10 protein-coding genes are annotated in these 13481 nt (G+C 55.7%); 1 reads left to right on the top strand and 9 read right to left on the bottom strand.

From position 1 onward, the window contains the following. Window positions 1-4: 4 nt before the first annotated feature. The 5 genes from thiL to WEB54_RS10570 all read right to left on the bottom strand — a co-directional run bounded on the left by thiL (window position 5) and on the right by WEB54_RS10570 (window position 5548). Window positions 5-985: a thiamine-phosphate kinase gene (gene thiL / locus WEB54_RS10590; protein ID WP_368055495.1), complete on the bottom strand. Its 981-nt coding sequence runs from the start codon at window positions 983-985 to the stop codon at window positions 5-7. 143 nt (window positions 986-1128) lie between these two features. Further along, window positions 1129-2670, bottom strand: coding sequence for a phosphoenolpyruvate carboxykinase (locus WEB54_RS10585; RefSeq protein WP_368055492.1), 1542 nt, complete (start codon window positions 2668-2670; stop codon window positions 1129-1131). Window positions 2671-3179: 509 nt separating this feature from the next. Beyond that, on the bottom strand, window positions 3180-3389 hold the full coding sequence (locus WEB54_RS10580) for a hypothetical protein (RefSeq protein ID WP_368055490.1): 210 nt from the start codon (window positions 3387-3389) through the stop codon (window positions 3180-3182). A gap of 327 nt (window positions 3390-3716) precedes the next feature. Further along, window positions 3717-4445 carry a LytR/AlgR family response regulator transcription factor gene (locus tag WEB54_RS10575; protein ID WP_368055560.1) on the bottom strand — a complete coding sequence of 243 codons (729 nt, stop codon included), beginning with the start codon at window positions 4443-4445 and terminating at the stop codon, window positions 3717-3719. A gap of 5 nt (window positions 4446-4450) precedes the next feature. Further along, on the bottom strand, window positions 4451-5548 hold the full coding sequence (locus WEB54_RS10570; RefSeq protein ID WP_368055488.1) for a sensor histidine kinase: 1098 nt from the start codon (window positions 5546-5548) through the stop codon (window positions 4451-4453). Between the two features lie 150 nt (window positions 5549-5698). Here WEB54_RS10570 and argH point away from each other — a divergent pair, with 150 nt between their 5' ends. Beyond that, window positions 5699-7102 (top strand): argininosuccinate lyase, encoded by a 1404-nt coding sequence (gene argH / locus WEB54_RS10565; protein ID WP_368055486.1) that lies wholly within the window; start codon window positions 5699-5701, stop codon window positions 7100-7102. A gap of 16 nt (window positions 7103-7118) precedes the next feature. Here argH and WEB54_RS10560 read toward each other — a convergent pair whose 3' ends face one another. The 4 genes from WEB54_RS10560 to WEB54_RS10545 form a co-directional block, all read right to left on the bottom strand. Further along, window positions 7119-10175 (bottom strand): EAL domain-containing protein, encoded by a 3057-nt coding sequence (locus WEB54_RS10560; protein WP_368055484.1) that lies wholly within the window; start codon window positions 10173-10175, stop codon window positions 7119-7121. A 210-nt stretch (window positions 10176-10385) separates the two neighbouring features. Then, window positions 10386-11495: an ABC transporter ATP-binding protein gene (locus tag WEB54_RS10555; RefSeq protein ID WP_368055482.1), complete on the bottom strand. Its 1110-nt coding sequence runs from the start codon at window positions 11493-11495 to the stop codon at window positions 10386-10388. A gap of 14 nt (window positions 11496-11509) precedes the next feature. Beyond that, window positions 11510-12388, bottom strand: coding sequence for a carbohydrate ABC transporter permease (locus WEB54_RS10550; protein WP_368055480.1), 879 nt, complete (start codon window positions 12386-12388; stop codon window positions 11510-11512). Then, complete coding sequence (locus tag WEB54_RS10545; RefSeq protein ID WP_368055478.1) at window positions 12381-13268, bottom strand: carbohydrate ABC transporter permease; 888 nt, start codon at window positions 13266-13268, stop codon at window positions 12381-12383. The genes WEB54_RS10550 and WEB54_RS10545 overlap by 8 nt, the downstream gene beginning before the upstream one ends. Window positions 13269-13481 lie beyond the last annotated feature (213 nt).

The raw sequence follows: 13481 nt of genomic DNA, 5'->3' as shown, positions 1-13481 counted from the left end.
CGGGTCAGAAGTGTTGGAAGCCTGTCTTGCTCAATGTGTGAGCCTCGCCATTATGCCCAATCAGCACCTGGCCGTCGCCTGCTTGTGCCCGGCCAATTCGGGTGAGTGGCAGATTGAGCATTGCGGCCAGGGCGGTTATTGCATCGCGCTGGCCGGGTGCGGCGGTAAACGCCAATTCGTAGTCGTCACCACCGCTGAGTATCCACGACCCCACCTGGTCTTCCGGGTACCCCTGAAAACTGGGGGCCTGCGGCAGCATTGAGGTTTCAATCAACAGGTTGAGGCCGCTGGCCCTGGCGAGGTGGCCGCAGTCGGCCGCGAGACCATCCGACACATCGATGGCTGCGCTTGCCAGCCCGACCAGCCGCTGCCCGAGCTCAATGCGGGGTTCGGGTGACCAATAGGCCGCAACCCAATCTACGGGTGCCGAGGCCTGAGCCGGGTTGAGAACCGACGGTAAAGCAGCGGCCGCTCGCCCGGGGAAACCGGATACCCAGAGGTCATCATCGGGCTGAACGCCATCGCGCCGCAGAGGGGCATCGACCAGGCCGTGCATTTGCAAACTGATCACCCGGCACGGGCCCGAGGTGGTATCGCCACCCGCCAGCACCAGGCCATAGTGCTCGCTAAGCTCGCTGAGTCGACGGGCAAAAGCATCGAGCCAGGCATCATCCATAGGGCCTGGTAACGTCAGGGCCAGGGTAAAAAACGCCGGTTCAGCCCCCATGGCGGCCAGGTCGCTGAGCGCTGGCAGGAAGGCTCGCTGGGCGGCCTGCGCCCCGGATGACTGCGCCGGGAAATGCCGCCCTTCAACGGCAGTGTCGATAGACATCACCGTGGCCCGGCGCGGATGCCAGATCAGACAATCGTCGCCCTGACCGAGAATCAGGTCTGGATGAGAGCCGCGCCAGCCGCGAAAATAATGCTCGATGAGTTCGAATTCGTTCATGGCGGGGAGTGTGGCTTCGCGGCTGGGGAAAGGCAAGTTGCGCCCCGGCTTACTGGAAGGTTCAGGATGAACCTGCTGAGTGCCTACTATTTTGGAATAACGGAGGGAAGCGAAATAAGAAGGGCCGGTATCGACCCTTTGTCAGGCGAGTGGGGAGGTCGATTTACCTCCCAGCTATATCAGCCGTGCGGACCGGCCGCTTTAATGGCGTCGGATACGTCGTATTTGGCAAAGTTTGCCTTGAACTCTTCGATCAGCGCAGCGGCTTTGGCATCGTAGGCGGCGGGGTCTGCCCAGGTATTACGCGGTATCAGCAGGGCGTCATCGACCCCGGGCACGGCAACCGGTACATCCAGGTTGAGCCCGTCAATGTGGCGGGTTTCAACGTTCGCCAGCTCGCCATTGGTAATCGCCGTAATTACCGCTCGGGTCACCGGAATGCTGAAGCGCTTACCTTCGCCGTAGGCACCGCCCGTCCAGCCGGTGTTAACCAGATAGACATCGGTGCCTGCCGATTCAACCCGCTTCATCAGCAGCTCGGCGTAGACGCCAGCCGGGCGCGGGAAGAAAGGCGCGCCGAAACAGGTGGAAAAGGTGGTTTTGATGCCTTTGCCCGCGCCCATTTCAGTCGAGCCGACCAACGCAGTGTAACCACTGAGAAAGTGGTACGCCGCCGCTTCCTTGGTCAGTTTGGAGACCGGCGGCAATACACCATTCAGATCGCAGGTCAGGAACACCACGGCGTTGGGTTCATCACCCTGATTACTCAGCTGACGCTTGTCGATGTGTTCCAGCGGATAAGCGGCACGGGAATTTTGGGTCAGGCTATCGTCTGTGTAATCCGGTGCACGGTGTTCATTGAGCACGACATTTTCCAGAATGGTGCCGAAGCGAATCGCCTTCCAGATCAACGGTTCGTTTTTCTCGGTCAGATCGATGCACTTGGCATAGCAACCGCCTTCAATGTTGAACACCACACCCGGGCCCCAGCCGTGTTCGTCATCGCCGATCAAAAACCGGTCCGGATCGGCACTGAGGGTGGTTTTACCGGTGCCGGACAACCCAAAGAACAGCGTAGTTTTGCCGTCGTCGCCGACGTTGGCCGAGCAGTGCATCGGCAACACGTCCTGGGCGGGCAGCAGGAAGTTCTGCACCGAGAACATGGCTTTTTTCATTTCACCGGCGTAGTAGAGCCCGGCAATCAGCACTTTGCGCTGTTCAAAATTAATGATGCAGGCCGAATCACTGGCGGTACCGTCACGTTCGGGATCACAGACAAAACTCGGGACGTTCAGTACCTGCCAGCTGGCTTTTTGTTGCGAGTTCCACTCGTCGGCAACAATAAAGAGGTTGCGCGCAAACACCTGGTGCCAGGCAAGCTCGGTTGTCACGGTGATCGGCACACTGTGCTGCACCGCCGACCCGACTTCCAGATGGCCTACAAAATGTTCACGATCCGTCACATGGTCGCTGACTCGTTGCCACAAAGCATCGAACCGGGCGGAATCAAAGGCCCGGTTGACCGCACCCCATTCGATCTCGTTCTGACTACCGGCTTCTTTAACAATAAACCGGTCCTTCGGTGATCGGCCTGTACGCTCGCCAGTGCGAGCGACGAAGGCGCCGTTATTGGCAAACTCACCTTCTTCGCGGCGGACAGCAAACTCCAGCAACAGAGGGGTGCTCAGGTCCACATGGGCGTGAGCGGGAAAAGCGGCCATTAGCGGTTATCTCCTTAATGGGGGATTGTCCAGCGATTAGTCAATTTATAGTAGGTATGTGTTGATAGATGCAAGCAGTGTACTGCCCTGCGTCACAGGCAAGAAACGATTTTTCGTCAATAATTTTCTGACAAGTAAAACCAAACACTATTGTGTTGAAAGAAAACGACATTCAGCGCAACTGGTCAGGTTTCTGGTGACTGAGTAAATGATTCCGGGACCGCTCCTCCCTGGGCCGCTGTTACCACCTTTGTGCGCCATTATTGAGCATTATGACTCGGCATCGGAGAAACAGACTGGAATGAGTTTATGACTTTTAGGTAAGTTTTGTCAGGCGTGACTGGCCAAATGTTGTTAAGTTACAAGATTGAGGGCTAGCAGGGTGCGCTTTGGTAATTCGATTTCATTGATGTTTTTTTTGAAACACTGTGTTCAGCAGTGTCAATCGGCGATTGCGACTGCTGCTCAGCATTCAGAGGCCGACGCCAAACAGAGCTGGCAACGTCGGCTCAGATCGGACGACTACCGTACTGGCTTTCGGGTTTACGCGGAGGATCGGCACGTTTTCCACGATCAACCTGCTCTACCTTACCGCCGGATTTCAGGAAATCTTCTACTTCGCTGGCCATTTTGGAGCGCAGCGCCTCACGGTCGGCCAACAAACGCTCAGCATCTGTTTGCCCTGCGGCTGACGGGCTCGCCTTGCTTTGATCACTCACCTGGTATCCCCTTACTATGCATGGGTTGGCGGGCTGTGCAGTCGGCATCGCGCTCTAGGAGTCTGTCGGACTTAGGGGGATTGAAGCGAGGGAGTGGGACGGCGAGGCCAAATGTTCGCAAATTTCGTGTGCATAGTGGGCCTATGTGCTCGAAATTTGCGGATATTTGGACCGTCGTCCCGCTTCCGCAGCCAATTCATCCTAAGTCCGACAGACTCCTAGCCACCGACCGACCCTGAAAACCTGAAAATCACACACCGTTCTTTTATAAACCAATTTTGATGTTTCGCAAACAAAAACGCACAAAGTGTTACATATGCCTGAGTATTACTCCGACCAATCCGGTGAATCCTGAAACAACGGCCGCAATTCGCGCGCGAAGCGACGGCTGACCGCTACTGGCCCGGTCATGCCACGAAGGCTCAGCCAGATACTGCCCTGGGCATCCCGGGTCAATTTCTCCAGACGGCTCTTCGGCACCAGCGTGGTGCGGTGCACCCGTATCAACTGCTCGGGAAAACGTTCTTCAAGCTGCTTGAGGCTGAGATCACACAACCGTTCACCCTGGCGGCAGAGTGCGACGACATACTTCTGATCAGCCCTGAAACAAAACACGTCATTCAGCGGAATGCGCTCCTTGCCGCGCCCGGTTTGCAAAGCGATTACCGGGCCAGCATCGGCACCGGACATAGCCGATAACTGTGCCCGGTTCAACCGGCTGGCCTGGCCCAGCACCTGATGCAAGTCCGCCGATTTGACCGGTTTCATCAGGTAGGAGACAGCTTGCACCTGAAACGCCTCCAGAGCGTAGTCGTCGTAGGCGGTGCAAAACACAATGGCTGGAGGATGCGCCTGCTGCACCCATTCGGCCGCCAACTCGAGGCCGCTAAGCCCCGGCATGCGAATGTCGAGCAGTACCAGGTCGACCGGGTCATCAAGCTGCTTGCGCAGGGCTTCCTCACCATTGGCAGCGGTGACGCATTGGGTCACGCTGTCTTCTGCTTGCAGCAGGCGCAGCAAGCGTTCCCGGGCCAGTGGTTCATCGTCTACGATCATGACTTTCACAGCTCACTCCTTTCGGTCCCGCGTGTCAGTAACTGCGCTGGCAATGTCAGCCTAACCCGGTAGGTTTGGTCATCGGCCGCAGCAAAGAGTTTCGCGGTATCCCCATACAATGTTGCCAGGCGGTGCCGAATGTTTTGTAACGCCACCTGATTGCCCCGGGGCGCCTGGCGTCGTTCCACTCGGGGTTCTCTGGCCGGTTCCGGTGCGACACGCACCAACGGGTTTTCAATTTCGATAATCAACTGACTGTTCTTTTCCCGGCAACGAATCAACAACTGACCGCCGCTGACACTCGGGGCAATACCATGCACGATGGCGTTTTCGATCAGCGGCTGCAAAATCAGCACCGGTACCGACCATCGAACCGTCGGCCTGGGTGTCTGCCAGACCACCTTTAACCGCTCACCCAATCGCCATTGTTCCAGCGACAGGTACCCGTCTACCAGCGCCAGTTCGTCGCTCAGGCTCCAGAAGGTTGTGGCCTCTTTTAGACTGGCACGAAACAGCCGGGAGAGGTCTTCAATCGCCTGCTCGGCTGCTTCGGGCCGGGTCGCAATCAGTTCGGCGATGGTGTTCAGGCTGTTAAATAGAAAATGCGGACGAATCCGGTTTTGCAGGGCTTCGATGCGAGCCGACAACTCGGCCCGGGAGCGGTCGACCAACGCCTGTTGCAATTGAAAATAGCGCAATAGCAACGCCGCGATAATCGCCGTCGCGGCGGTCTGGCGAATCACCATCCACCAATCCAGGGCCGCCCAGCCTCCGAACACCAGCACACTGCCAGCCAGGCTCACAACAAAGCCAACTCCGGAGACCGTCAAAAACGCCACCAACCACCCCTGCCAGAGCGGGCTGCGAGCCAGCCAGCGACGCAGACGGCACAACAGCGCCGCCGACGGCAGCACAATCCATTGCACCATCAGGCTCATCAAGCCAAGCTGAATCCAGTCGATGCCCGATTGCAGCAGTACCCAGACCAGCACCAGCAATTCCGACACCAGCACCAGAAAAAACACCGAGGTCGCCGTACACAAATCGGGTAACACCAGCGAATGCCGGGTCAGTGCGGGAGATAGAGTATTCGCTGACTTCAAGAGCGCGACCTGCCTGTTAAGCTGCCTGAGACGAGGGCTCAGTGTCCCCCGTGCTTGCTCAGGGATCAAGCGACCTAACCCGATACCCATAGCCAACGACTTTCAAGCCGATATAATGCCCTTTCAATGTGCCCAAGGAACCCTGTAATCATGTCTGATGCCCATGCTCAAAGCACCAATGCCGCCTGGGGTGGCCGTTTTGCGGAAGCAACCGATGCGTTTGTGGCTGAGTTTACCGCCTCCATTCAATTCGACCAGCGTCTGTACCGACATGACATTCAGGGCTCCATCGCCCATGCCACCATGCTGTCTGAAGTTGGCGTGTTGACCGCCGATGAATGCGAGCAGATCGTTACCGGATTGAGGGCGGTGCAGACGGACATCGAGTCTGGCCAACAGGTCTGGTCAATTGCGCTTGAAGACGTACACATGAACGTTGAATCGGCTCTGACCACCAAAATTGGACCGGTTGGCAAAAAGTTGCACACCGGCCGCAGCCGGAATGATCAGGTTGCGACCGATATTCGGTTGTATCTGCGCGAGGCGATCGACGGTCTCAGCGGTGAGCTGACCCGCCTGCAAACTGGGCTGATCGCCCTGGCTGCAAATGAAGCCGATACCATCATGCCCGGCTTTACTCACTTGCAGACCGCTCAGCCAGTCACTTTCGGCCATCACCTTCTGGCCTGGAATGAAATGCTGCAACGCGACTTTGAGCGTTTGCAGGATTGCCGCAAGCGGGTCAATATCCTGCCGTTGGGGGCCGCGGCACTGGCGGGTACCACCTACCCCATCAGCCGCGAACGCACTGCCGAGTTGCTGGGCTTCGACCGTGCCTCGGAGAACTCGCTCGATTCAGTATCGGATCGGGATTTTGCCATCGAATTCACCCACTGGGCATCGCTGACCATGATGCACCTGTCGCGCATGTCCGAAGAACTGGTGTTGTGGGCCTCGGCCCAGTTCGATTTTATCAACCTGCCGGACCGTTTCTGTACCGGTTCCAGCATCATGCCGCAGAAAAAGAACCCCGACGTACCTGAACTGGTGCGTGGCAAAACCGGCCGGGTCTTCGGTCATCTGATGAGCCTTCTGACGCTGATGAAGAGCCAGCCACTGGCCTACAACAAGGACAATCAGGAAGACAAGGAGCCATTGTTCGACACCATCGATACTCTGGCCGGCAGCCTGCGCGCCTTTGCCGATATGATTCCGCACATTGAAGCCAAACCCGACGTTATGAAAGCGGCAGCTCTGCGTGGTTACAGTACCGCAACTGACCTGGCCGATTATCTGGTGAAGAAAGGCATGGCGTTTCGCGATGCGCATGAGGTGGTCGGCAAGAGTGTTGCCTACGGTTTGGCAGAGGGCAAAGACCTGAGCGAAATGACGCTTGAAGAGCTAACCCCGTTCAGTAACACCATTACCTCTGATGTTTTTGAGGTGCTGACTCTGGAAGGCTCGGTCGCGGCTCGTGACCACCTGGGCGGCACTGCCCCCAATCAGGTTCGTGCAGCGGCTACCCGGGCACAGGCTCTGCTGGCAAAACGCTGATACGGTGACATGACTATCACCACTCCATTGAGCGGTGGTAGTCGGCCAGCCAATCGCTCATGGCGGAGACGGCCAGTGGCCGCGAAAAATAGTAACCTTGCAGCGAGTCGATACCCAGTCGAACCAGTTCCCTGAAGGTGGCTTCGTTCTCGACGCCCTCGGCGACTGTTTTCAGCCCCAGGTTATGAGCCATGGTAATGGTCGACTCGACGATGACCCGATCTTGTGAGTCCACCAATAAGTCATCAATGAAACTTTTATCAATTTTCAGCGCTTGAATCGGCAGAGACTTCAAATACGCCAGCGAGGAATAACCCGTCCCAAAATCATCGACCTCAACGCCCACCCCAAGATCAGCCAATTGGTTGATAATCGCAATGGCCCGAACGGGATCGGACAATAAAGTACTTTCAGTCAGTTCCAGCACCAGGGCCGAACCCGGCAACCGGTACTTAGCCAGCAGTTGCTCTACCTGGCCCGGCAATCCCTGATCGAGCAACACCCGCGAAGACAGATTCACAGCCACATAAAAGTCGGGGTGTTTGCGACGCCACAGGGTTATTTGCGCCAGGCATTGTTCCATGACAAAACGGGTTATCAGGCGAATGCCCTGCCCCATTTCCGCCAGGGGTATGAAATCTGCTGGCGACAAAGCACCCAACTCCGGATGCTGCCAACGTACCAATCCTTCGAACCCGGATACCCGACCAGAGCTGGCGCTGATAATTGGCTGATACGCAACCCACAACTGTCCCTGGCTAATGGCCACCTCCAACTCTGACAAAACGGCAATGCGTTGGGGAGTGTGGGCATCCAACCGGGTATCAAACACCACCACGGCCTCATTATTGGCTTTGGCCGCGTACATGGCGACATCGGCGCAGCGCAGTAATTCGTGGCCGTCCTGCCCCTGATGTGGGTAATGGGCCACCCCGATACTGGCTTCAACCTGCAATTGCATCGCGTCGATCTGATAGGGCTCGCGCAGGCCGATGGCCATGTTTTCGGCAATCGCCAGCGCCTCTTCATTGCTAACGTCGGGCAACAGGACGGCGAATTCGTCCCCGCCCAGGCGGGAAATACCATGGCTGGAGCGCCATCCCAGCATGCGCTGAATACGTGGCCCTATCTCACACAGCAAACGGTCGCCGAAATGATGGCCCAGGGTGTCGTTAATTTCTTTAAAACGATTCAGGTCAAACAGCAGCAGGCTCGCCATCTGGTCAGGTTGCTGACGCAAAGCCTGTTCAATCCATTGGTGCAACTGGGAGCGATTACCGAGCCCGGTGAGACTGTCGTGCATCGCTTGCCTGCGCAGGTTTTTCCGCTGCATCAGGTTGTCGAACGACAGATTCAGGGTTTGCGCCAGCATCGACAGAAAGTCCAGATCGTTAAGGATTTGCTCATCGCCCAAAATCGCCAGGCCGGCAACCGCCTGGCTATCCACTACCAGTGGTAAATAAAACCACTGACTGCTGTCGGTACTCCAACTGATCTGACGGCTCTCCAGCGCTTGCTGCAAGGGTGCGCTGTGCTCTTTAAGGCTCGTGCGGTGCTCCGCTTTAAGACTGGTCGCATACCAGAATTCGTTCTCCGGCTGATAACAGGCCACCTGCACCAGACCCACTTTCTGAGTCAGGGCGGTACAACTGGATACCAGAAAATCGCGCACACTGCTCTGGCGTTCCAGCCGGGTAGCGACATCGACCAGCCCTCTCAGACGCTGCTGACGGCGGGTCATCAACTGATGCTGATCCCGCAGCGACGCCTCGGCGCTCAATCGATCACTGATGTCATCGAACGACAACATGACGCCTTCGGTCAGGTTGCCACTGACCCGAAAGGAATGAACAACCATGGTCCGCCGGGAGCCGGCAACGGTTTGCAATTGCCATTGGCTCTGCTGAGTACGAGCATTGCTGGCCTGGTCGATAAACGCCAGAAATGCTGGCCAGGTCTCCTCCCCATCGGGCTGTGTGTCGGGTAGAACGGATCGCAACTGCAGAGAACCCGGATCTTCGCGCAGGCCAAATAGGTTGGCCGCCGCCCGATTGATATTCACTACCCGACCCTGGCAATCGACGATCATCGAAGCCTGTACAGCGGTCTCGAAAAACGCCCGATAGCGCGCTTCACTTTCTTGCAACCGACCTTCCAGACCCAGCCGTTCAATCTCGGTGACGGCCCGCTCAGTGTAGAGTTCAAGCACCCGCGCTAGCGTGGAATCCATTGCCAGGGGCTGATCGTTGTCGATCACCAGTACACCCACCCAGCGCCCACGCCGGTTCACCAGACGAAACGCTTCCATATAAACCATGGTGTCCAGCACCGGCCAATCTTTTCGGTCTGCGGCGCTCAGTGTTTTGACCAGCTTTGTCTGGCTAGCCAGAGGTGCCAGCTGGCTATCGAGCAGACGCATGCTATACCGGGGCTGCATCAAACCATCCAGAATTGAGACCAGACAGTTCAGCCGGTGTTCGTCATCCACCTGAAACAGGCTAACCTGCCGGCAACCAAGCAGCAGAGCCAGACGACGACACAGATGTTCGATAAAATCCTGACCGGTAGCAACCGCCACATCGGCGTTTAGCCGTGACAGCATCTTGTCGAGCCGGGCATTGTGTTTCTCGAGGCGTGCCGGCGCATGGGTATCTACCAGTGACCCCAGGCAAACGAGGTGCTCGCTGTCCTGGCGCATAAAATTGGTGCGCTCTTCCACCCAGATATAGCCGTGATCTTGGTGCTTGATCCGATAGCGCAGGCTAACCGGTGACAGCATTGAACGACAACGGTCGTATTCAGCGCCCACTCGCCGACGGTCGCCGGGGTGGATCATCTGATACAGATAACGCGTTGGGTGTTCACCCAGAAAATCTTCGGCCGGATGGCCGGTCAGTCCCTCGATCGAATCGGAGACGTAATTCAATGCCCACAAATCCTTTTGTTCGCCCCGTGATTCCGCTTCATAGAGCACCAGAGGCGCGTGCTTCAACCATTTGTAGGGATCGACTAATCGCCGGTCGTCTGCAGCGTTTTGAATTAGGGTTTTTACGGGATTACCCTTAAATGGCATGGGTTACAGGCTTATTCAGTCCGAGTACTGGCAGTTTAGTCAGTTAGTGGAGATTTGACGACCTGGAACCTGCTTTTTCACGCTGTCAGAAGAGCAGTTTGAACAAAGGACGAACACTTAATTCGATTAACGAGACTTACATCACAAAAAACGCAGCCCGGAGGCTGCGCAAAGAGTAACTAACCATGATCTTGCCAGAGTAACAGTGTCTTACAGTCGGGCTTCCGTCTCCTCGTCAAAAAACACCGCTTTGCTCATATTAAACAACAGGTCCATTGTTTCCCCGACCCGGCCAGCTTCCTGAGGGTGAACCCGGCATTCGCATTCCTGATCGTTAATCCGCGCCAGGATCAGAGTATCGGCTCCGGTCGGTTCGGTGACTTCAATTTTAACCGGTACCTGGGTAATGTACTGCTCAGCTACCAGGTGCGGCATTACATGGGTAATTTGCTCGGGGCGAATGCCCAGAACCACGGTCTTACCCACATAACGGCTGAGATCGGCCTGTTTCGGGTCAACCGGCAGCGGGAACACCGTACCCTGCGACTCAATCTGAACGGCATAGTCGTTTTCATGTCGGGTGACTTCACAGTGCAGGAAGTTCATCGACGGCGACCCCATAAAACCAGCTACAAAGATGTTGGCCGGGTCATCGTACACTTCCTGCGGCGTGCCGAACTGCTGCACGACACCGCCCTTCATGACCGCAATGCGGTCAGCCAGGGTCATCGCCTCGATCTGATCGTGGGTTACGTACACAATCGTCGTACCCAGGCGCTGATGCAGTTTCTTCATCTCGGTGCGCATTTCCACACGCAGTTTGGCATCCAGGTTCGACAGCGGCTCGTCAAACAGGTAAATCTTGGGTCGACGTGCCAGGGCACGGCCCATTGCCACCCGCTGACGCTGACCACCCGATAACTGCGATGGTTTGCGATCGAGCAACGGCTCGATTTGCAGCAACTTGGCAACCCGGGCCACTTCTTCGGCGATCTCGGCCTTGGGCATCTTGCGAATTTCCAGACCAAAGGCAATGTTCTTGCGCACATTCATGTTCGGGTAGAGCGCATAGCTCTGAAACACCATGGCGATATCACGGTCTTTCGGAGCTTCATAGGTCACGTTATTGTCGCCGAGAATAATGTCGCCGGTGGTGACATCTTCCAGCCCGGCGATGCAATTCAACAGCGTGGATTTACCACAGCCTGATGGCCCGACCAGAATGATGAACTCACCGTCGGTGACGTCCAGACTAATACCCTTGAGAATGTGCTCTTCACCAAAACTTTTGTATACGTTGTCGATTTTCAGCTCAGCCATGTTCAGAACTCCCGTTAACCTTTTACAGAACCGGCCGTCAGACCGCGTACAAAATATTTACCGGCGACTACATAGACCACAATGGTCGGCAGCGCCGCGATGATGGCACCCGCCATATCCACGTTGTATTGTTTCTCGCCAGTGGAGCTGTTCACCATATTATTCAGACCCACCGTCACCGGCTGGGTACTCGGATCAGAGAACACCACACCAAACAGGAAGTCATTCCAGATCTGGGTAAACTGCCAGATGACCGTAACCACCAGAATGGGGGCCGACAACGGCAAAATAATGCGGAAGAAAATGACCCAGAAGCCAGCACCGTCCAGTTTCGCCGCCTTAACCAGTTCGTGTGGCAAGTTAACGTAATAGTTGCGGAAGAACAGCGTGGTGAAACTCACCCCGTAGACCACATGCGTCAAAATCAGACCCACCAGACTACCCGACAGACCCAACCAGCCAAGCAACTGCGACTGCGGCAACAAAATTGCCTGAAACGGCAGGAAACAACCGATCAACAGCGCACCGAAAAACAGTTCACTGCCACGAAACTTCCAGAAACTCAGCACATAGCCGTTCAATGCGCCCAGAATGGTCGAGATCGCGACCGATGGGATCACCATCAGGATCGAGTTGATAAAATAGGGGCGCAGGCCGCGCTCCTCACGGGCACCAATTTGCACCTCACTCCAGGCCATGGACCAGGCGTCGAACGAAAACGATTTGGGCCACTCAATTAACTGACCCAACCGTATTTCATCCATGGAGCGAAACGAGGTCATGATCATCAGGATCAGCGGCAGCAAATAGTAAGCCGCGACAATAATCAGTACCGCATAAAGGACAGCCCGACCATTAACGTTGGCATAACTCGGATTCTTTGACTTAGCCATTTTTCGGAGTCCTCAGTTCGGAGTACAAATAGGGAACCAGTATCGCCAGTACCGTCATCAGCATGATCACCGCCGAGGCCGCACCAATACCGAGCTGACCGCGCTGGAAGGAAAACTGATACATGAAAATCGCAGGCACATCGGTTGAATTGCCCGGTCCGCCGCCGGTCAATGCGATGACCAGGTCAAAGCTCTTGATCGCGATGTGCGCCAACATGATGAACGCCGAGAAAAACACCGGGCGCATTGAAGGAATAATGATACGGGTATAGACCGCAAACAAATTGGCACCGTCGAGTTGAGCCGCCTTGATGATCGACGTATCAATACCGCGCAAACCCGCCAGAAAAATCGCCATCACAAAACCGCTGGCCTGCCAGACTCCAGCAATCACAACGGTATAGATCGCCATATCCGGGTCGATGATCCAGTCGAAAATGAAACTGTCCCAACCCAGACTGATCACAAATTTCTCAATGCCCACCGTCGGGTTCAGCAACCACTTCCAGACCGTACCGGTCACGATAAACGACAGCGCCATGGGGTACAGGTAGATGGTTCGAATAGCCCCTTCCGCCCGAATATTCTGATCAAGCAAGATGGCCATCACCAGACCGACCACCATGCAAATACCAATAAACAAGACACCAAAGATCACCAGGTTCCACATGGCGTTCAACCAGCGCGGGTTCATGAACAACCGCACGTACTGATCAAACCCCACCAGCTCGTAGCTGGGCAGGAAACTGGAGTTGGTAAAGGAAATAATGGTGGTCCACAGCACAAAGCCATAAAAGAACACCAGAGCAATAACCAGGGTTGGCGAAACAACGAGTTTCGGCAACCAGTAGTCAATGCCCTTCTTGCGTGATGCCAACATAGGTTTTCCGTCCGTTCAGTAAGAAGACTCTGAATAGCTCAGCCGTGCAGCCGGGCCATTAAGAGTTGCCCTTTATTTTTATGTCTGCGTATAAAAGCCACCCGACTTTCTTCAGGGTACACAGCACCATGCGATTGACAGTTCGCAGGGTCATGAAATCCCGATAAGGAAAAGATTCAGGTAGGTTTAACTGTATCTATGATTTCAGTTTTT

The organism is Saccharospirillum sp., from assembly GCF_040881935.1.
In the GTDB taxonomy this organism is placed as follows: domain Bacteria; phylum Pseudomonadota; class Gammaproteobacteria; order Pseudomonadales; family Natronospirillaceae; genus Saccharospirillum.
This window is presented reverse-complemented; position numbering and strand designations above follow the sequence as displayed.

What these genes read in the sequence shown, in the direction of transcription:
- WEB54_RS10585 (WP_368055492.1), bottom strand. Translation starts at nt 2,670, where the DNA reads ATGGCCGCTTTTCCCGCTCACGCCCATGTGGACCTGAGCACCCCTCTG.
- WEB54_RS10575 (WP_368055560.1), bottom strand. Translation starts at nt 4,445, where the DNA reads ATGATCGTAGACGATGAACCACTGGCCCGGGAACGCTTGCTGCGCCTG.
- argH (WP_368055486.1), top strand. Translation starts at nt 5,699, where the DNA reads ATGTCTGATGCCCATGCTCAAAGCACCAATGCCGCCTGGGGTGGCCGT.
- WEB54_RS10560 (WP_368055484.1), bottom strand. Translation starts at nt 10,175, where the DNA reads ATGCCATTTAAGGGTAATCCCGTAAAAACCCTAATTCAAAACGCTGCA.
- WEB54_RS10555 (WP_368055482.1), bottom strand. Translation starts at nt 11,495, where the DNA reads ATGGCTGAGCTGAAAATCGACAACGTATACAAAAGTTTTGGTGAAGAG.
- WEB54_RS10550 (WP_368055480.1), bottom strand. Translation starts at nt 12,388, where the DNA reads ATGGCTAAGTCAAAGAATCCGAGTTATGCCAACGTTAATGGTCGGGCT.
- WEB54_RS10545 (WP_368055478.1), bottom strand. Translation starts at nt 13,268, where the DNA reads ATGTTGGCATCACGCAAGAAGGGCATTGACTACTGGTTGCCGAAACTC.